The organism is Gilliamella sp. ESL1225 (assembly GCF_058502635.1).
Window position 1 is genome coordinate 494,736 of sequence record NZ_CP196358.1, and the last position, 19,850, is coordinate 514,585.

The window sequence follows — 19,850 nt, forward strand, 5'->3', positions numbered from 1 at the left end:
ATTTTTATTGAATAATTACTCATAAAAATCATCAGAACCGAATTAATTTTAAGGAAAAATATGAGCTCGGTATTTTCAATTTTCAAAATCGGTATAGGCCCTTCAAGTTCTCATACTGTTGGACCTATGAGAGCCGCTAAACGTTTTATCGATCTTCTTATTGATGAAGGTAAAATGCCGTCTATCACTAAAATAATTGTTGATGTTTATGGCTCGTTATCCTTAACTGGCATTGGACATCAAACAGATGTTGCCATCATTATGGGCCTAGCTGGTGAACAACCAGATACAGTTGACATTAACGGAATTGAAGGTTTTATTAATAATGTCAAAGAAACACATCGCTTACCTATTTATCAAGGCAAATATGAAATTGATTTTCCAATTCAACAAAATCTGTTGTTACATAGTGAATTTCTGCCAAAACATGAAAATGGTTTAACGATAAGTGCTTATCAAGATGATACCCTTATTCTACAAAAAACCTATTATTCAATAGGCGGTGGACAAATCGTTGCTGAAGAAGAATTTGGATTAGAAAATCATAATGCCGTTGCCTTACCTTATCCATTTAATTCAGCCGAAGAACTCCTTAAGCACTGTGCGGAAAATTCATTATCAATTTCTACAATTATCCTAAAAAATGAACTAGTTATACATAGCCAATCGGAAATAGAATCCTATTTTAATGATATTGGTAAAACTATGTTTGATTGTATCGATAGAGGTATGCAGACAGAAGGGTTATTACCGGGCGCGTTAAAAGTACCAAGACGTGCTTATTCACTTTATCGTCAATTAGCGACAACAAAAGATAAGTTTGTTGATGATCCTATGATTATTATTGATTGGGTTAATATGTTTGCGTTAGCTGTGAGTGAAGAAAATGCGGCAGGCGGTCGAGTTATCACAGCACCTACTAATGGTGCTTGCGGTATTATACCGGCGGTTTTAGCTTATTATAATAAGTTTATTCATCCGCTCGATTCAGAACTCTATATGCGATTTTTCTTAACATGTGGCGCTATTGGTCAACTTTATCAGAAAAATGCTTCTATTTCGGGCGCTGAAGTGGGCTGTCAAGGTGAGGTCGGCGTTGCATGTTCAATGGCTGCAGCCGGGTTAGCTGAACTATTAGGTGGAAACCCTACCCAAGTTTGCATGGCAGCTGAAATTGCCATGGAGCATAATCTAGGGCTGACCTGCGATCCTGTTGGTGGTCAAGTACAAGTTCCATGTATTGAACGTAATGCTATCGCAGCCGTTAAAGCAATCAATGCCACACGCATGGCGCTAAGACGTACAACACTTGCTAAAGTGCCTTTAGATAAAGTTATACAAACAATGTATGAAACAGGTAAAGATATGAATGAAAAATATCGTGAAACGTCGAAAGGCGGGCTAGCTATAACCGTACATTGTAATTAATTAGATTAACTAATGAAAAACACGTATTGGATTTAGCAATACGTGTTTTTGTCAAAAATTCTATATTAAAAGATCCGTGCAATGAACTTTTTTATTATTAGTTGCTTTTTATTCAGATTTTAACTGTTCACTTAAACTTTGTTTTTGTAAACTCGCTACAATTTTATCTGATATTCCTCCAAACCCTCCATTACTCATAATTAAAATAGTATCACTAGGTTTGGCTGAGCGCGTAATCATTTCAACTAAAAGGTCAATATCACCTGACCAAAACGCCGGTTGTATACATGCTTCTGTCACATCAGATACTAACCATGGCAACTGTTCAGGTTGAAAAATATAGACTTCATCAGCACGACCTAATGATGGAGCAAGTTCATCTTTACTCACACCGAGTTTCATCGTGTTAGATCGGGGTTCAATAACAGCTAAAATACGATTATTACCTCCAATTTTGCTACGTAATGCTTCTAACGTTGCCAAAATGGCCGTTGGATGATGTGCAAAATCGTCATAAATTTGAATATTGTTTACTTCAGCATATAATTCAAGGCGACGCTTTGCATTGACAAACGTCGTTAACGCCGCGCAGGCATCTTGCGGTGTGATACCAACATTATAAGCAGCAGCAATGGCTTTTAATGCATTATGCATATTATGTTCACCAACCAATGAATATTCCACTTCGCCAACTTTTTCTTCTTTTAAATAAACCGCAAAGTGGCTGGCATCAGCACTAATACGTTTAGCATGCCAACCGTTTTCAGATTCAGTTAATACTTGCTCACTCCAACAGCCTTTTGTTATTACTTGTTTTAAATTAATATCGTCTTGAGGCATAATAATTTGTCCTTGGCTTGGGACTAATCTGACGAGATGATGGAATTGCTTTTGAATTGCCGCTAAATCATCAAAAATATCAGCATGATCAAATTCAAGATTATTTAAAATTAAAGTTCTTGGGCAATAATGCATAAATTTAGAACGCTTATCAAAAAATGAACAATCATATTCATCAGCTTCTATCACAAAAAAATTACCGTCACCTAAGCGAGCATTAATTTCAAAATTGCCAGGAACGCCACCAATTATGAATCCTTGTTGATAGTCTTGCTTTTCTAAAATCCAGTTCATCATTCCTGCTGTTGTCGTTTTACCATGTGTGCCAGCAACAGCAATAACCCATTTATTTTTTAGGACATTATCATGCAACCATTGTGGTGCAGAAATATAATCAATATTGTGATCTAAAATATATTCAACACAAGGATTACCACGTGATAGCGCATTACCAATAATGACTAAATCAGGCATTAATTCCAATTGCGAAGGATCATAACCTTCTAAGATAGTTATCCCTTCTTTTTGTAAAAGAGTACTCATTGGAGGGTAGATATTTTTATCTGAACCAGTAACTTGATGACCTAATGATCGTGCAATTAATGCAATACCAGCCATAAAGGTGCCACAAATGCCAAGAATATGTATACGCAAATGAAATCCTTAAATTTATTTAATTAAGCTAAATTATATTAATTTTTCAACGTCTTTCAAGCTATGAATTATAGAGGTTAAATTAGCACATTCAATAACAGAAATTAAATTATTTTAATGCCCAGATATGATGGATAAATAATTTTGCCGCCTGATTGCCGCGAAATTCATCAACTTCAAGATAATAAACGGCTTTAATTTGTTTAACCGAATAATCGGGCCATAATTGTCTGTTCGCATTAAAATAAATACCCTCAATAATTGCACCGCCGTTTTTAGATTCTAACACTAATTTTAAGTGTTTTTCGGCTATGAGTTTTTGTTGATGAACAATAAACTCGCCTTCAAAGCGAGGCTCTGCAAATCCTTCACCCCATGGACCTGCTTCTTTCAACTGCTTTGCAACCATATAATTTAAATCTTCGCTAGCAATTTCCCCATCGGTTTCAATTTTTTTTTGTAAGATTTCTGGCGACAACTTTTTATCTAACAATTGTTTAAAACTTTCAGAAAAAATATCTAAATCCTGTTCATGAATAGTGAGACCCACTGCCATAGCATGACCGCCAAAACTGACAATTAAATGTGGGTGAGTTTGATCTAATTCATCGAGGATATCGCGTAAATGCACACCTGCAATTGAACGCCCAGAACCTTTTAATAAACCATTTTCAGATGCAGCAAATGAGATGACTGGTCGATAATACTTATCTTTAATTCGTGATGATAAAATACCAATAATGCCTTGATGCCATTTTGGATGGTAAACCACAAGACCATTAGGAATGACCAAATTATTTTTTTCGATTTGGTTAATATAAGTCATTGCCTCTTGTTGCATTGTCTGTTCTATCGTTTTCCTATCCAAATTAAGCAAATTCAAATCGTGAGCAATGGCTAATGCCTCATTTTCATCTTCGCTCAATAATAATTTAACACCAAGTGACATATTGTCCATTCTACCTGCTGCATTTAGGCGAGGAGCAATATAAAAAGCCAAATCGGTTGATGAAAGGCTGATCGGCTCTTTTTTTGCCACATTCAATAAGGCTTTAATGCCAACGCAACAATAATTAGAACGAATACGATTAAGCCCTTGGTGAACTAAAATACGATTATTCGTATCTAATTTAACGACATCGGCAATTGTTCCTAATGCGACAAGATCGAGTAATGAAGCAACATTAAATTCTGTTATGCCATTTTTAGTAAACCAATTTTCTTGCCTCAATTTAGCCCTTAACGCCAACATAAAATAAAATGCAACGCCAACCCCGGCTAAATTTTTCGAACTAAATGTGCAATCTGCTTGATTTGGATTAATAATCGCATCCGCGCACGGTAATTCTTCAGGTGCTAAATGGTGATCGGTAATAATCACCATTAAATTTTGCTGTTTAGCAAATTCAACCGCTTCATTAGCTGAAATACCATTATCTACCGTAATTAGTACTTCATTTTGCTTTGCAATAGCTTTTTTAACGACCGAAATACTTAAACCATAACCATCTTCAAATCTATCAGGAATAAGATAATCTACAGACTTGCACCCCATATTTTTAAGCGCTTTAACAACTAAAGCCGTACTGGTTGCTCCATCTGTATCAAAATCGCCGACAATTATGATTTTTTTTTGTTGACTGATTGCTGAGTAAAGAAGATCAACGGCTGAAGATATTCCCTTTAACTGATTAAAATTGCATAAATTTCGTGTTGTATAATCCAGATCATGCATTGATTTAACGCCTCTCAACGCATAAATTTTCTGCAATAAAGGAGGAATATCACCTGAAAAAGTAGGAAAAACGTCAGGTAGCTGTCGTTGTTGTAAATTAATTACGTTCATAGTTATTTAATTAGCATCTAAAACTTACTTAGTACAAATTAACGCTCAATGATAAATTTTCATTTTAAAATAATGGATAACGGTATTAATTAACGATCATCTTATAATGAATTATCATATCAAAAATTTTTTAAACTCAATTGAGTTAATGAGATATTTACGTAAAATTCGAAAGATTAGTCTTTATGATCAAAATAGGATAATGACTATGCATTATCCTATTTTCAGATATTATTTATTTCGAACTTTTCGATAATATTTCTACTAATTTATCAGCAGGAACATAGCCCGAAATAAGCTGACCATCACTTAAAAAAATAGCCGGCGTACCCGTAATACCTAACTTATTACCAACTGTATATTGTTCACCGACGTAATCTTTTTTGCCAGAGGCTGGGGTAATCGGTAATCCTTTATAAGCATCATTAAAGGCAGCTTTAGGATCAGCGGCACTCCAAATCGATTGCATATTTTTTGCCACATCACTATCAAGACCCGCACGAGGGAAAGCAAAATAATGAACAGAAATACCTGAATCTAAATATTCATTAATGTTTTCATGCAATTTTTGGCAAAAATGACAAGTATAATCAGTAAAAACATAAATTATGTATTTCTCTTTAGGCGCCTTAAATACAATCGCATCTTTCGCAATGGATTTAATTAACTCTTTATTATGAGGATTTGCAATATTCATAGGTTTACCTTCGTCTAATTTGTAAATAGGACCTGAAGTCAAGTATTTACCATCATCAGTCATATAAAATAAACCATCTGGTGACGATACGCTTTTAATTCCTTTTACTTCAGAGTTTTGGACAATTACCTCATTAGCCTTATAACCAAGTTTCTCAAGAGATTTGATTATGTCGGCATCACTGGCAAAAACTGACATAGAAATTAAAACTAAACCAGAAACTAACTTTTTCATGAATAATATATCCTTTATAAAATACAATTTTACGCGCGTGGATGATGCTGACTATGTAACTGTTTTAAACGTTCTGTCGCAACATGCGTATAAATCTGAGTTGTGGACAAACTACTATGTCCTAAGAGCATTTGCACGACACGTAAATCGGCACCATGATTAAGCAAATGAGTTGCAAAAGCATGCCTAAGAACATGTGGAGAAAGTGCTTCGATATTTATGTCTGACAGTATCGCATAATATTTTATCCGATGCCAGAAAGTCTGACGTGTCATTTTTTTACCAAGCCGGCTAGGAAACAACACATCAATAGTGGTTTGTGACAAAAGGGCATCACGACCAAATCTAAAAAAATAATCGAGCCAATAAATCGCCTCTTCACCTAATGGGACTAATCTTTCCTTATTTCCTTTACCAATAACTCGAATAACACCTTGACGTAAACTAACATCACTGATTTCTAAATTTACTAATTCAGAAACACGCAATCCCGTTGCGTATAATACTTCTAACATCGCTTTATCACGTAATTCAATCGGATCTTGCGTATTTGGTGCTGCCAGTAAATTTTCAACTTGTGACTGCGTTAAATCCTTAGGTAGTTTTTTAGCTAATTTAGGTGAAGATAAACACGCCGACGGATCATCATCGCGATACTTTTCACGGTATAAAAATTGAAAAAAATGTTTGATGGCACTTAATAACCTTGCTGAACTTGATGCTTTATAGCCTTTTTCAACGCGTTCTAACAAAAAATGCTGTAAATTCAAAGATTCACAGGTTAATAATGTTACCGTTTGCTGCATTAAAGCATAACTTAATGTAAACAAATCTAATCGATAAGAAGCAATGGTATTTTCTGATAAGTTGCGCTCAAGCCATAAAGAATCTAAAAATTGTTCAATCAGCATTTTATTCTGTGGATCAATATTATCTTGATATAACATAATTTTAGAGGGTTTAACACGCTGTGATTTTTCAGTCATTAATTTAATACTCATTGAAGTAACATTGATTTCTAATGTTGGTTAGTTTAACCTTTTTTATTATTATGTGTGTGGCATAAAAGCAAAGAATTAAATAATATAACCTCGCTTAAGAAACGAGGTTATGAGTTCGAATAAATCGACTAATCTGCTAAATTAATATCAAAAACATCAATATTATCTAAACCACCATAAATACTATACCAAGGTGTAGCATATTGTTTCATTATCTGATTAAGATGTTCCACATTTTCACGCCCAGTTGTATCTAGCCAACGAAGTAATCCTTCTTTACCACCTTTAGCGTAGGCTTGTACACCATCAAACCATGTTGCGCGCCCACCTAAAATACCACTAAATTTTGCGCCTGCATTACCGGCAAATTTTAATTCATCATGGAAGGTTTTTGTTGGCACACCTGCAGATAAATAGATAAATGGGCGTGTTGCCGCATCACTCGCTTGCTTAAAATAATCAGCAGCCTGTTTTTGTGAATAAGCAACAGGGTTATTTTCGTTAAACCCTTCGACATTTTTAAAAATAACAGGTACTTCGACTTTTAAAATATCGATATGATAGTTATCTTTAGTGAATTCTTGAATGGTTTTGATGACTTTTTCGGGTTTAATCTTTGCAAATTCTAAACTTTTATCATCGGTAATTACATTATCGTAAACAATAGGTTCAACAAAAACAGGAATATCTGCTGAACGCGCTTCATCACCTAATCTTTCTAAAAAAGCATGCTTCTTATCTAAAATATCACTTGGATCATCTGGATTATAATAAACAAGCACTTTAGCCGCATCGGCGCCCTTTTTAATTAATCTTTGTAATGAGTCTTGAGGAATTAAATCTGGTAATCGTCCTGCTTGAGTGGCATCATAGCCTGTTTTTTCATACGATAAAATTAAACCTGCATTAGGATTTTTTTTCTCAATTCCTTTAAAGCCATATTCTTCATCTAATAAAATTGCACTGACATATTTAGTGAGTTCTTGAGAGACGAGTTCTTTAAATTGATAAACCATGTCCATATGAAAATTTTCTTTTCCGACAGCATCTTGCATCATTTTAACCATCGATCCACGTTGATCGATTGCTAAAGCCGAAATCACACCATCATTATTTGATAATTGTTGTAATCGATTAAATTTTCCCCGAGAAATACGTTTTTTAGTCATCTCTTAAATCTCCACTTTTAATTTTAATTAGATAATGTCATTGCTATTGACAACTATTTACAACAATTCATCATACATCAGAAAAAATTTGGAAAACATATTATTTTAATATCAACCTAATTTATCGTCATTTAGTCCCTTGACCATAAAAATTTTAATATCGTTCACAAAAATTTCTTTTATCGATGATTACTTTTATTACAGTAATGATTACTGTATAGTGTAAATTACTTAGCACTTAATTTGTAAAAAAATATTTACAAGGTAGTTATGTCAAATACAATATCTTTAAAACGTCAACTTACTCGCCAAGATTATAAAACCTTAGGTTTATCTGCGCTCGGCGGTGCATTAGAATTTTATGATTTTATTATTTTTGTTTTCTTAACCGCTTATATAGGAAAATTATTCTTTCCAAGTGATTTGCCTAGCTGGTTAGCTCAAGTACAAACTTTTGCTATTTTTGCTGCCGGTTATTTAATACGCCCCTTTGGTGGTATTGTCATGGCGCATTTTGGTGATCGCTTAGGTCGTAAAAAAATATTTACGCTCAGTCTATTATTAATGGCATTCCCAACACTATTTATTGGTTTTTTACCAACTTATGAACAGATAGGGATTTTTGCTCCATTACTTCTACTTTTAATGCGTTTATGCCAAGGATTAGCTGTTGGAGGCGAAGTGCCTGGTGCTTGGACATTTGTTGCTGAGCATGTTCCCAAAAATAGAATTGGACTTGCATGTGGGATTTTAACGAGTGGTCTTAGCTTAGGTATTTTAGTTGGCTCTCTTGTTTCTTCACAAATTATTAAAATATTAAGTCCCGAAGATATGCTCGAATATGGTTGGCGAATTCCGTTTATTTTAGGGGGCATTTTTGGTTTTATCGCCATGTATTTACGTCGTTGGCTTAAAGAAACTCCGATTTTTTTAGCTATGCAAAACCGTAAACAACAAGAATCTAACCGTAAATTACCGATTATGAAAGTTTTAACGGATTATATACCACAAACGATTTTATCGATGTTATTAACCTGGGTTTTGTCAGGCGGCATTATGGTTATGATGTTAATGATGCCTGGACTTTTACAAAGTAGCTTTAATTTTAGCGCTAATGATGCTTTTCATGGCAATTTATTGACTATTATTGGATTAATAATCAGTTGTACCTTTTATGGAAAATTAATGGATCATTATTCAATGCCCAAAGTCATGCTATGTGGCTGCATCATTGCTGCTTTCACCATCATTGCATTTTATTGGTCACTTAATTATCCCCATTTGCTAATTCTTACTTACCCTTTAGTAGGATTAGGTATTGGCATTGTCGGATCTTTTTCTTATTTTATGGTACGCGCTTTTCCGACAGATGTAAGATATAGTGGGGTTTCCTTCTCGTTTAATATGTCTTATGCCATTGCAGGTGGATTAACGCCACCATTGATTTCATTATTGACTCATTTCTTCAGTAAATATGCCGCCATCTTTTATGTATTAGGCTTATTTTCTCTGGGCATAGCTATCGCGTTATTTTTATTAATTCATCAACGCTATAAACGTTACATGGCAGCAGATCTTTCTTAGATAGGTTATTTTTTAATAAAGATCAACATAAATAAAAACGGTCACTCAATGAGTGACCGTATTGACTTAAAAGGGATTTATGCCCTATGCATTAAGTCTGATAGCTTGGCGTATTATATTAATTAAGACGTTCTTTAATACGTGCAGCTTTACCTCGTAATTCACGTAGGTAGTAAAGTTTAGCTTGACGCACTTGACCACGACGTTTTACAGAAATCGAGTCAACAATAGGTGAGTGAGTTTGGAATACACGTTCAACACCTTCACCATTAGAAATTTTACGAACGGTAAAAGCAGAATGTAAACCACGATTGCGAATTGCAATCACAATACCTTCATAAGCTTGAAGACGTTTTTTGTTACCTTCAACAACCCAAACTTTCACTTCAACGGTATCACCCGGACGGAAAGACGGAATGTCTTTTTTCATTTGTTCTTGTTCAATTTGCTGAATAATTGCATTTTTCATAGTCATTTCTCTTTGCTAGTTAACTGCTATATTAGTCGCTTTGTTTTTGATGATATTCACATTTGAACTCATCTAATAAACATTGCTCTTCATCAGTCAGAGCTAGATTTGTTAGAAGATCATCTCTTCTTAACCAAGTTCGTCCTAACGATTGTTTTAATCGCCAGCGGCGAATCGCTTCATGGTGACCTGACATTAATACGTCCGGTACCGCCATACCATCTAACACCTCAGGTCTTGTATAATGAGGGCAATCAAGTAAACCATTAGCAAAAGAGTCTTCTGCTGCTGATGATTCATGATGTAACACACCAGGAATAAACCTAGCAACTGCATCAATCAATGTCATCGCGGGTAACTCGCCACCACTTAATACATAATCGCCAATTGACCATTCTTCGTCAATTTCGCTTTGAATTAAGCGTTCATCTATACCTTCATATCGCCCACAAATAAGAATTAACTTATCGTGATTTGATAAATCACGCACCCCGTTTTGATCCAGTTTGCGCCCCTGCGGGGATAAATAAATAACTTTTGTATTTTCACCCAAAGCCACTTTTGCTGCACTTATTGCATCTTTTAGTGGTTGCACCATCATTAACATCCCTGGTCCACCACCATAAGGTCTGTCATCGACAGTCTTATGCTTATCGTACGCAAAATCGCGAGGATTCCAATACTCAACGTGTAATAACCCGTTTTTGACCGCTCGACCTGTTACTCCATAGCTTGTAATTGCTTGAAACATTTCAGGAAATAGGCTAATAACGCCAATCCGCATAATCTATCCTTACAATTAAAAAGCAGGATCCCAATCGACTTCGATCATTTTAGTATCTAGGTCAACTTTTTTAATAAATTGCCCTTCAATAAACGGTATTAAACGTTCTGTTGCACCAAATGCATCTTTTAAATTCGCTTTGACCACTAAGACATCATTTGAGCCCGTTTCCATTAAATCGGTCACTTGCCCTAAATCATAACCGTTTACTGTTTTTACACGGCAACCGATCAGATCTTTCCAGTAAAAATCCCCGTCATTTAAATCAGGTAAAGCATTTGCGTTAACGTAAATTTCAAAATTCGTTAAGCTATTAGCCTCATCGCGATCATCAATGCCGTTGAGTTTTACAATCATATCTTGATTATGAGGTTTAAACGTTTCGACGATTATTTCTTGCCATTTTCCAGCACGCTGAATATACCAAGGTGAATAATCAAAAATGCTCTCTGGAATTTCTGTAAACGAAAAAACCCTGAGCCATCCACGAATGCCGTAGCTAGATCCTAGTTTACCTACCACAATAAGATTGTCAGTATTCATATTTACAGTATTTTTTGATTAAATTAAGCTGCTTTACGGGCTTGTTTGATCAGTGAGTTAACACGATCTGAAACGGTTGCACCTAAGCCTAACCAGTGATTTACGCGATCAAGATCTAAACGTAATTCTTCTGCATTACCTTGCGCAATTGGATTAAAAAAACCAACGCGTTCAATAAAACGACCATCACGTGGACTACGGCTATCAGTGACAACTACTTGATAAAATGGGCGTTTTTTAGAACCGCCACGCGCTAAACGAATAGTTACCATAACATCCTCTTAAATTAAAAAATAAACTTCCTTTTGCCCAACATGGACAAGATAAAAGCCTCGAAATTATACTCTTTTTAGCAAAAAGTGCAATGACTGATTAAAGGCTTATTACGGTTTTTACCTCTATTTACTTGACTTAGCCAATATATATAAAGCTGTTAAATCAATATTCAGGATAAAATAGAAAGATTGCAGAATAATTTTCTTTTTAATTTTTCTTTTTAATGAAAGCACGTTTTAAAACAGAAAAAAAACCTAACGAGCGTGACATTTTACTACCATCTAAATAAACACGAATCGCTTTGAGCGCTTTTTTCGGTTTTTTTGAAGCAAAAGTAAAGGTGCCATTTTGTTTAGTATGAATTGAAAAACGGGGGATCCATTTACCCTTAAACAGGACTACCGCTGTTACATGTTCGATTTCAGTCCATGGAATTTGTACGTATTTTCGGGCATCACGATGATGATAAAACTCAAAAGCTTGATTACCAATTATAATATCGCCATATTCACTTAATGGGGTAAAAGCGGTAGCCTTAGTGGTATAGTCAATTTTATTATTTAATGATTGCAGCATAAAGCCCTTCCATATATCAATCCTAGATCAGTTTTAATAAAGTATTTTTTTAAATATTTATATAACCTTGTCTAAATAAGTCGATTTAGTTTTATTTTTAATAAATTCCGTAAAGCCACATCTTTAAGGCTAAAAAGCGTGGCTTTACGATGAGATTAAAGAAGACCGATGACATGTCCAACAATGCCGACAATAAATAAGCCGAGAATAATGATAATTGGTGAGACTTTTTTCTTTAAAAGCCACATACAAAAGAAAGTGAGTAGCAATGGCACAAGACCTGGAATCAATTGATCAAGGTTATCTTGTAAGCTTGTTACTTTTTCTTGCGTAAGTGATAATCCTTGCTGCGATTGTATTAGGGCTTGTTGTATGCCTGTTGTACCAGCAGGAAGGCTATTCCAATCAATAAAGGCACCATTATCAAGTTTAACAGTCGAAACTATCGGTTGAAATTTAATAGAGACCCATCTTTCAACAAGTGCCGCAAGGACAAACATCCCTAAAATTGAAGCACCCTTCGTGATTTTTTGTAATAAACCACCAGAGAGATTATCAGTAATTTTCGAGCCGGTACGATAGCCAAATTCTTGGGTATACCACATAAAACCAATACGAAAGATATTCCACAATAAAAAGAATAAGATAGGACCAATTACATTATGATTTAATGCAAGAGATGCGCCGAGTGCGCCAAGCATAGGTCGCAAGGTAAACCAGAAAACAGGATCACCAACACCGGCTAAAGGTCCCATCATTCCCACTTTAACGCCTTGAATAGCAACATCATCGACAGGCGCCCCGTTGGCTCTTTCTTCTTCTAGCGCCAAAGTTACACCAACAATGGGTGATGCTAAGTAAGGATGAGTATTAAAAAATTCAAGATGGCGTTTTAATGCCGAGGCGCGATCTTCAGTATTGGGATATAATTTTTTAATCGCAGGAATCATGGCATAAACCCAACCGCCATTTTGCATACGTTCGTAATTCCATGTCCCTTGCAAAAAGGTTGTTCGCCATACAATATTAAGACGTTCTTTTTTTGTTAACGAAATTCTATCTGTCATGTTGCTGTCCCTCTTTTTATCCATCTTTTTAATAATCATTTAAAATATCATCAAGGGGATCCCCATGATTATTATCATTGGATGAATTACCACGATCACTTAAATTTAAATAAATTAGTGCTAAAGCAATACCCAATGCGCCAAGTGCAATTAATGTTAGCTGTGAAATCGCAGCAACAACAAAACCAATAATGAAAAAAGGCCATACTTCTTGATTTGCCATCATATTGATGACCATCGCATAACCAACGGCAACAACCATTCCTCCACCAATTGCCATCCCTGTCGTTAGCCATTCTGGCATAGCATTTAAAGCATTTTTAACCGTTTCAGCAGGAATAAAAAGTAAAGCTGCAGCAGGTATTGCAATTCGTAATCCTTGTAAGCAAAGACCTAATAGCTGTAACCTTTCAATTTTACGGATATTGCCTTTTTTCGCAGCCGCATCCATTAAATGAACAATCGGCACCGCAACAGTACGCACAATCATTGTTAAAAATAATCCAGCTACCGCAAGCGGTATTGCAACAGCTATTGCAGTTGGAACACTTGATATACCTTGCCCACCTAACACCATAATGATAGATGAGGCAACTGCAGCAAGCGCGGCATCCGGTGCAACAGCAGCGCCTATATTTGCCCATCCAAGAGCTATCATTTGCAGTGATCCACCTAAATAGACACCGGCTTCTAAATTACCCGTGACAAGTCCAATTAATGAACAAGCAACCAGAGGCTGATGAAATTGAAATTGATCTAAAATGCCTTCTATACCGGCTAAGAAAGCAACAATAATGACTAAAACAATCGCAAAAATCGATAATGTCATTGGCTAACTCCTCAATAAATAATTTATTTAATGCAAATTTTCATCATCATTTTGATTTAATGAATTCAATTTTTTGGTGCTAATTCTTCACGTGCTTTTTTCAATAATTCATCCATATTGTCACTTGAATCATTGGGAACTTTGCGAATATCAAATTTAACGTTTTTATCGATTAATTTTTGAAAGGTATCGACATCGTTTTGATCCATCGATAACACCTTATTTACAAGCACTTTACCCACTGAATGCGCCATCGAACCCACATTCACTTCAGAAATATCCACCCCGCCATTAATGGCACGTAATACATCTTGTGGATTTTCGAACAGTAAAAGCGCTTTAGTATTAGCAAAACGAGGATCATTAGCTACCTCAATCATTTTACTTATAGGGACAACATTGGCTTTAACATTTGGCGGTGCGGCTTCGGTGATTAATTTTTTTCGTAAATCATCTTTTGCAACGGCATCTGAAACGACAATAATGCGATCTGGGCGCGTTGTTTGAGTCCATGATGTAGCAACTTGTCCATGTAATAATCGAGAATCTATTCGTGCTAATACAATTTGAATTTTACCATTACCATTATTATTAATTTTTGGTGATGATGTTTGCTGTATAATAGATGAAGGTGATAAAGAAGGTGTTTTAGAATTCGTTAAAGTCGCTGTTGTACGTATGCTCTCTTGTGCAACACTTATTAGGCTTAACGCAATCTCTTGCGCACTAGACATAGATAAACGTGCAGAAAAAGCTTCAATAAGCATAGATAAATTTAAACCGGCAACAATACACCATTTAGGCCCTTTTTGTTGACATAAACGATTAGCTTGATTAAAAGGCGTTCCTCCCCACAAATCAACTAAGAATAAAACGTCATCTTGATTTTCGAGTTTCTCAATGGCGTTAAGAATGCGCTGATTAAAGGTTTCAGGACTATCACTTGGATGTAATGTAACTGTTTGAATATTGTCTTGTTGCCCAAAAATCATGGTGGCGGACTCTAAAATACCTGTTGCAAATTCACCATGAGTTGCAAGAATAATGCCTACCATACCTGCCCCTTATTTTTATTTTTCAATTGCATAAATTTAAAATAATAAATTATTTTAGATCTAACAAATAAAGAAAAATTTTATCAAAGTCACATTTTAAACAAATAGGCTAATGATAAAAATTTTATCTTTGGTAAAAAAACGATGTCATAAATTTGAATAATATGGGTAAATAAAAATGGCGAAAATTTACCTATCACATTGAATTAATTAAATTTATTTACCATTTGAAAATCAATAAATATATTGAACAGTAATCTAACAACAGTCAAGATACTTTTATTTTTATATCGGAGGGAGCGCTTGTCGTAACATTCCCTTTTTTTGCTGTAATAACTGTTGCGCTTTTTGCGCATCAAGATTAGCTAAAATCATTAAAATCGCTGTCTTACAATGTTTATTACACGCACTTAATGCGTTAATTGCAGTAGCCCTTTCGCAAGATGTTGCTTGCATCACAATCGTGATTTGCCGCTCCACCAATTTGGCATTTGTTGCGATGACATCTACCATTAAATTGCCATAAACTTTGCCAATTTTTATCATGCTAGCCGTTGATAACATATTTAGAACTAATTTTTGTGCTGTTCCAGCTTTCATTCTAGAAGAACCACTTATCACTTCAGCACCAACTAATGGCGTGATGGTAATATCTGCTAAATCAAGCATCGGTGCAGAAGGATTGCAACAAAGGCTAATGACGGTTGCTCCGATTGACTTGGCATATTGCATACCACCTAATACATAAGGCGTGCGTCCACTTGCTGCAACGCCGACTAATATATCTTGTGCATTAAACTGTATTTCAGATAAATCCTTTACAGCAAGGTTAGTATCATCTTCGGCATTTTCAACAGCATGAAACATAGCCGATTTACCGCCTGCAATGAGTCCAATGACTTGTTGTGGATCTGTTCCATAGGTTGGTGGGCATTCGCTAGCATCTAAAATACCTAAGCGCCCCGAAGTACCCGCACCTAGGTAAATTAAACGACCTTGATTAAGAAAAGCTTGGCTGATTTTATCAACAGCTTTTGTAATATGAGGTAATTCTTTTTCAACCGCATAAGCAACAGTTTTATCTTCTTGATTAATAATTTTCAATATGTCTAAGGTGGAACAGGTATCTATATTTAGACTATGATCATTACGACTTTCAGTCAGTAAATTATCAATATTTGTTTTGTGAGACATGTTTTTTTAAACCTAGCCATAAGAGAGAAATAATCATTGCAAATAATACGCCAAAACCAACCCCAATATGAATAATAGAGATATTAAGAGCGACCGCAGCTGAATAAAGTGCTAGCATAATCAACATCGCCGAATACTCACTTAAATTCTGTACGGCAATAACACTCCCTGCACCAATTAATTCTTTACCTATTTTCTGAATTAAAGCATTTAGGGGAACAAGAAAATACCCTCCTAAGGCACCAATCAAAATTAATAATCCATAAGATAAGAGCATATTAGCTTGAACGGTAAAAACAATAATTGCACATCCCATTAAAATACCAGCAGGAATACAACGTAAAGTTTTATTCATCGGGACAAATATACTAGCAAGCCCGGCGCCAATTATAATACCGATTGACGTATAAGCATAAAAGTAACTCGGCATCGTATTATCATCAATATTAAAAACGATCGGAATCCAACTGATTAATAAAAATCTTAAGGTAATACCCGCTCCCCAAAAAAGGCTAGTACCATATAATACAAAGCGCGCCTCTTTATTGCTAAACAATAATTTTATAGTACGAAAAAAATCTTTAATGATAGTAAGAAACTGCCATTTTTTTTTGAATCTAACTACAGGTAATCTAGGGATAAACAAGTTAGCGACAATAGCAAGGCAAAACATAGCAAAACAACTCCAAAATGCCAATTCGATATTATGGTCTGCCAAATAGCCGCCAACTAATGCACCGAGTAAAATGGCTAAAATTGTCGATGCTTCTATTAATCCATTTGCTTTAACTAAATTTTTTCCAGAAGCTAATTGACTTAAAATTCCGTATTTGGCAGGAGAATAAAAAGCAGCACCAATACCAACAATAGCATAACCAATAAAGGGATTAATATTGATACAGATGCTTGCAGCACCAAGTAATTTTAAGCTGTTAGCGATCATTAACACTTTGCCTTTCGATAAACTATCTGCAAATTGCCCAACAAAAGGTGAAAGTAAAATAAATGGAATGACAAAGCCTATTTGTAATGCTGAGTGACTCCATTCTGGGTAATGAAGATTTTTAATAAAGGCGATAATGGCAAATAAAATCGCATTATCACCAAATGCCGAAAAAAATTGAGCAAAGAGAATAGCAACAAACCCTTTATTAAATAAATGATTAGGTATGTCATCATGCATTAAATGATCGTGGTTTGATTGATTAATCACCATTTTATTATATCCTTTATCAATTATTATAATTATGCGACATCATCAGCCATTTTACGTAATGTGACAAAATCAATCTTACCTGTTCCTAACAATGGGAGCTCAGTCACAATTCGAATATCACGCGGAATCGCTAATGTCGGAATACCTAATTCTTGAGCGGCTTGATTAAGCTGTTCACGACCTAATTTATTGGATGTTGTAAATAAAACAATGGCTTCCCCTTTTGCTGCATCACTTTTAACAGTTGCACCATAAATAGCATCAGGATCAACTTTTTTACCGAGGGCTTCAACATTTTCTAGTGATACCATTTCACCACCAATTTTAGCAAAACGCTTTAAGCGGCCTTTAATACTGATGAAATCTTCATTATCAATATCAACGATATCCCCGGTATCATACCACTTGTCTTCAAGTACACCCTGTGCATTAATTGCCGCTGGTTTTTCTAATTTTCCTGGATTTTCAACCCGCAAATAGCCCTTCATAACATTCGGACCTTTGACCTGCAAATTTCCACCTTCTGTAATACCCGGTACAGGCATTAGACGTGCTTGCATTCCTGGTAATAATCGCCCAACCGTTCCTTTTTTAAATGCCATAGGCACATTTAGTGCGATAACTGGACCACATTCTGTTACGCCATAACCTTCTAAAATACGTATACCATATTTATTACGCCATAAATTACTGGTCGATTCAGGTAATTTTTCAGCACCGGCAACAACATAACGTAATCTCATAAAATCATATGGATGAGCATAGCGGGCGTAATTAGCTAAAAAAGTTGGCGTACCGAATAATATCGTGCAGTTTTGGTCATAAATAATTTCAGGTACCAAGCGATAATGCAGTGGATTTGGATATAAAAATGTTCGACTGCCAGAAAATAGCGGTAAAAATAAACCTGCTGTAATACCAAAAGCATGGAATAAAGGTAAAGCTGACATAAATCTATCCGCTGGCGTTGGATCAATTACCGTTCTAATTTGTTCAACATTGGCAATAAGACTGCTATGACTATGCACAACACCTTTCGGATCACCTTCAGATCCTGATGTAAATAAGACTAACGCCTCTTCATCACTTGATTGATGACACTTAACCATTCTTGGAATAAATTGCCCTAAAACAATATATAATTTATCCATAAACGTTAGCGTATTACGTAGATCTTCAAGAAAATACCATTTAACTTCTTTAAGTTCATCAACTAAATTTTCTAAATTACCTTTAACGATAAATTTGCGTGAGGTAATAATCGTTTTAATTTCAGCGGCTTTGATAGCGCATTTTAAGCTTTTAACGCCAGCTGTGTAATTTAACATAGCTGGAATGCGATTTTTAACAGATAAACCAAAAATAGTTGCAACTGTAATCGTTGCATTCGGTAAGAGAACACCAACACGTTCTTTCGTTTCTGTAAATTTATTAACTATGCAGCTTAATCCGATAATTTGTTTAACAAGATTTCGGTAAGATGCTTCGTGACTTGTTGGGTCTTGCACCATGCGTGTTTTAACCCCATAACGAATTTGTGCCTCTAATAATGCCTCAAATAATGATAGATTAGGACGACTTGCCATACGTGCTTCCATCATAATTTGATGAAGTTTTTCACCAGCAATATAACGTCTTTCACTTGCTTTTGGCGCATTTGGCATTGGAATATTTGTTGGCTCTAAGACATTTATCGTTATTTTTGGAAATAATCGACGTCTAAAAAGTCCTTTTAAGCGGCTCGTTAAAGTAAACTCAGCGCCTTCGATCCAAATCGGAACGATAGTTGCTTTTGATCGCGCGGCAACAAAAGCGGCGCCATCATAAATTTTCATCAGTGAGCCGGTTGTTGTAATTCGTCCTTCAGGAAAAATAACAATTGATCGACCTTTTTCAATCTCTCGTACTAACCGCTTAATCGCCATCGGACTCGTTGGCTCCATTGGCACAAAATCAACATAACGACGTGCTAAACGCACAATCCAATGATTATAATAGCCGGCATAAATAGCAAAAACGGGTTTGATGGGTAAAAATACACCAATCAAAATACCATCTAAAAAAGAAACATGATTAGGCGTGATAAGAAGTTTTTCTTGTTTAAGATTGTTCAGATTGCCACGAACATTTACTTGAAATAATAATTTTAGAATAAATTTTAATAATTTGAATATCATATATTTTCTGATCCTTATGCTAAATGCATTCGGTCATCATAAAAATATTATCTAATTTATACAATCATTTTATAGCAAGATTGATAAATATTTAGCCGCATTGCGCATAAACTATGCGATTAATGATTGTTTTGTATATTGAATCAATACTCCCATTACTTTTAACTAAGAAATAAGTTAACTAGAACATAACAAATAGCATTGTTTTTAA

General features: G+C 35.2%; 18 protein-coding genes. 2 read left to right on the forward strand and 16 right to left on the reverse strand.

What is annotated here, in order from left to right; translation table 11 throughout:
- The first annotated feature begins 60 nt into the window (after window positions 1-60).
- Window positions 61-1,428 (forward strand): L-serine ammonia-lyase, encoded by a 1,368-nt coding sequence (locus ACSYSW_RS02180; RefSeq protein ID WP_491704913.1) that lies wholly within the window; start codon window positions 61-63, stop codon window positions 1,426-1,428.
- A gap of 108 nt (window positions 1,429-1,536) precedes the next feature.
- Here ACSYSW_RS02180 and mpl read toward each other — a convergent pair whose 3' ends face one another.
- The 5 genes from mpl to ACSYSW_RS02205 form a co-directional block, all read right to left on the reverse strand.
- Window positions 1,537-2,922, reverse strand: a complete 1,386-nt coding sequence (gene mpl / locus ACSYSW_RS02185) for a UDP-N-acetylmuramate:L-alanyl-gamma-D-glutamyl-meso-diaminopimelate ligase (RefSeq protein ID WP_491704912.1) — start codon at window positions 2,920-2,922, stop codon at window positions 1,537-1,539.
- Window positions 2,923-3,031: 109 nt separating this feature from the next.
- Window positions 3,032-4,768, reverse strand: a complete 1,737-nt coding sequence (recJ, locus tag ACSYSW_RS02190) for a single-stranded-DNA-specific exonuclease RecJ (protein WP_491704911.1) — start codon at window positions 4,766-4,768, stop codon at window positions 3,032-3,034.
- Between the two features lie 235 nt (window positions 4,769-5,003).
- Window positions 5,004-5,699, reverse strand: coding sequence for a bifunctional protein-disulfide isomerase/oxidoreductase DsbC (dsbC, locus tag ACSYSW_RS02195; RefSeq protein ID WP_491704910.1), 696 nt, complete (start codon window positions 5,697-5,699; stop codon window positions 5,004-5,006).
- Between the two features lie 29 nt (window positions 5,700-5,728).
- Window positions 5,729-6,628 (reverse strand): site-specific tyrosine recombinase XerD, encoded by a 900-nt coding sequence (gene xerD, locus ACSYSW_RS02200; protein ID WP_491706116.1) that lies wholly within the window; start codon window positions 6,626-6,628, stop codon window positions 5,729-5,731.
- 200 nt (window positions 6,629-6,828) lie between these two features.
- Window positions 6,829-7,869: a tagatose 1,6-diphosphate aldolase gene (locus ACSYSW_RS02205; protein ID WP_491704909.1), complete on the reverse strand. Its 1,041-nt coding sequence runs from the start codon at window positions 7,867-7,869 to the stop codon at window positions 6,829-6,831.
- 270 nt (window positions 7,870-8,139) lie between these two features.
- Between ACSYSW_RS02205 and ACSYSW_RS02210 the strand changes: the two genes are divergently transcribed.
- A complete protein-coding gene (locus tag ACSYSW_RS02210; protein WP_491704908.1) occupies window positions 8,140-9,453 on the forward strand; it encodes an MFS transporter in 1,314 nt (437 codons plus the stop codon).
- Window positions 9,454-9,571: 118 nt separating this feature from the next.
- Here the strand turns inward: ACSYSW_RS02210 and rplS are convergent, their stop codons facing one another.
- The 11 genes from rplS to aas all read right to left on the reverse strand — a co-directional run bounded on the left by rplS (window position 9,572) and on the right by aas (window position 19,639).
- The gene (gene rplS / locus ACSYSW_RS02215) at window positions 9,572-9,922 is read right to left on the reverse strand and encodes a 50S ribosomal protein L19 (protein ID WP_491704907.1); all 351 of its coding nucleotides are present in this window, start codon (window positions 9,920-9,922) and stop codon (window positions 9,572-9,574) included.
- A gap of 31 nt (window positions 9,923-9,953) precedes the next feature.
- Window positions 9,954-10,706, reverse strand: coding sequence for a tRNA (guanosine(37)-N1)-methyltransferase TrmD (gene trmD / locus ACSYSW_RS02220; RefSeq protein WP_491704906.1), 753 nt, complete (start codon window positions 10,704-10,706; stop codon window positions 9,954-9,956).
- A gap of 15 nt (window positions 10,707-10,721) precedes the next feature.
- Window positions 10,722-11,249: a ribosome maturation factor RimM gene (gene rimM / locus ACSYSW_RS02225; protein WP_491704905.1), complete on the reverse strand. Its 528-nt coding sequence runs from the start codon at window positions 11,247-11,249 to the stop codon at window positions 10,722-10,724.
- Window positions 11,250-11,272: 23 nt separating this feature from the next.
- Window positions 11,273-11,521, reverse strand: a complete 249-nt coding sequence (gene rpsP, locus ACSYSW_RS02230; protein WP_491704904.1) for a 30S ribosomal protein S16 — start codon at window positions 11,519-11,521, stop codon at window positions 11,273-11,275.
- Between the two features lie 211 nt (window positions 11,522-11,732).
- Window positions 11,733-12,101: a DUF956 family protein gene (locus ACSYSW_RS02235; RefSeq protein ID WP_491704903.1), complete on the reverse strand. Its 369-nt coding sequence runs from the start codon at window positions 12,099-12,101 to the stop codon at window positions 11,733-11,735.
- A gap of 155 nt (window positions 12,102-12,256) precedes the next feature.
- Window positions 12,257-13,168, reverse strand: a complete 912-nt coding sequence (locus ACSYSW_RS02240; RefSeq protein ID WP_491704902.1) for a PTS system mannose/fructose/sorbose family transporter subunit IID — start codon at window positions 13,166-13,168, stop codon at window positions 12,257-12,259.
- 28 nt (window positions 13,169-13,196) lie between these two features.
- Window positions 13,197-13,997: a PTS mannose/fructose/sorbose transporter subunit IIC gene (locus ACSYSW_RS02245; RefSeq protein ID WP_491704901.1), complete on the reverse strand. Its 801-nt coding sequence runs from the start codon at window positions 13,995-13,997 to the stop codon at window positions 13,197-13,199.
- 65 nt (window positions 13,998-14,062) lie between these two features.
- Window positions 14,063-15,052 carry a PTS sugar transporter subunit IIB gene (locus tag ACSYSW_RS02250; protein ID WP_491704900.1) on the reverse strand — a complete coding sequence of 330 codons (990 nt, stop codon included), beginning with the start codon at window positions 15,050-15,052 and terminating at the stop codon, window positions 14,063-14,065.
- Window positions 15,053-15,337: 285 nt separating this feature from the next.
- Window positions 15,338-16,246 carry an N-acetylmuramic acid 6-phosphate etherase gene (gene murQ / locus ACSYSW_RS02255; RefSeq protein ID WP_491704899.1) on the reverse strand — a complete coding sequence of 303 codons (909 nt, stop codon included), beginning with the start codon at window positions 16,244-16,246 and terminating at the stop codon, window positions 15,338-15,340.
- Window positions 16,224-17,429: a lysophospholipid transporter LplT gene (lplT, locus tag ACSYSW_RS02260; RefSeq protein ID WP_491706115.1), complete on the reverse strand. Its 1,206-nt coding sequence runs from the start codon at window positions 17,427-17,429 to the stop codon at window positions 16,224-16,226. The genes murQ and lplT overlap by 23 nt, the downstream gene beginning before the upstream one ends.
- 62 nt (window positions 17,430-17,491) lie before the next feature.
- Window positions 17,492-19,639: a bifunctional acyl-ACP--phospholipid O-acyltransferase/long-chain-fatty-acid--ACP ligase gene (gene aas / locus ACSYSW_RS02265; protein WP_491704898.1), complete on the reverse strand. Its 2,148-nt coding sequence runs from the start codon at window positions 19,637-19,639 to the stop codon at window positions 17,492-17,494.
- Window positions 19,640-19,850 lie beyond the last annotated feature (211 nt).

What these genes read in the sequence shown, in the direction of transcription:
- ACSYSW_RS02180 (WP_491704913.1), top strand. Translation starts at nt 61, where the DNA reads ATGAGCTCGGTATTTTCAATTTTCAAAATCGGTATAGGCCCTTCAAGT.
- recJ (WP_491704911.1), bottom strand. Translation starts at nt 4,768, where the DNA reads ATGAACGTAATTAATTTACAACAACGACAGCTACCTGACGTTTTTCCT.
- dsbC (WP_491704910.1), bottom strand. Translation starts at nt 5,699, where the DNA reads ATGAAAAAGTTAGTTTCTGGTTTAGTTTTAATTTCTATGTCAGTTTTT.
- ACSYSW_RS02205 (WP_491704909.1), bottom strand. Translation starts at nt 7,869, where the DNA reads ATGACTAAAAAACGTATTTCTCGGGGAAAATTTAATCGATTACAACAA.
- ACSYSW_RS02210 (WP_491704908.1), top strand. Translation starts at nt 8,140, where the DNA reads ATGTCAAATACAATATCTTTAAAACGTCAACTTACTCGCCAAGATTAT.
- rplS (WP_491704907.1), bottom strand. Translation starts at nt 9,922, where the DNA reads ATGAAAAATGCAATTATTCAGCAAATTGAACAAGAACAAATGAAAAAA.
- trmD (WP_491704906.1), bottom strand. Translation starts at nt 10,706, where the DNA reads ATGCGGATTGGCGTTATTAGCCTATTTCCTGAAATGTTTCAAGCAATT.
- rimM (WP_491704905.1), bottom strand. Translation starts at nt 11,249, where the DNA reads ATGAATACTGACAATCTTATTGTGGTAGGTAAACTAGGATCTAGCTAC.
- rpsP (WP_491704904.1), bottom strand. Translation starts at nt 11,521, where the DNA reads ATGGTAACTATTCGTTTAGCGCGTGGCGGTTCTAAAAAACGCCCATTT.
- ACSYSW_RS02235 (WP_491704903.1), bottom strand. Translation starts at nt 12,101, where the DNA reads ATGCTGCAATCATTAAATAATAAAATTGACTATACCACTAAGGCTACC.
- ACSYSW_RS02240 (WP_491704902.1), bottom strand. Translation starts at nt 13,168, where the DNA reads ATGACAGATAGAATTTCGTTAACAAAAAAAGAACGTCTTAATATTGTA.
- ACSYSW_RS02245 (WP_491704901.1), bottom strand. Translation starts at nt 13,997, where the DNA reads ATGACATTATCGATTTTTGCGATTGTTTTAGTCATTATTGTTGCTTTC.
- ACSYSW_RS02250 (WP_491704900.1), bottom strand. Translation starts at nt 15,052, where the DNA reads ATGGTAGGCATTATTCTTGCAACTCATGGTGAATTTGCAACAGGTATT.
- murQ (WP_491704899.1), bottom strand. Translation starts at nt 16,246, where the DNA reads ATGTCTCACAAAACAAATATTGATAATTTACTGACTGAAAGTCGTAAT.
- lplT (WP_491706115.1), bottom strand. Translation starts at nt 17,429, where the DNA reads ATGCATGATGACATACCTAATCATTTATTTAATAAAGGGTTTGTTGCT.
- aas (WP_491704898.1), bottom strand. Translation starts at nt 19,639, where the DNA reads ATGATATTCAAATTATTAAAATTTATTCTAAAATTATTATTTCAAGTA.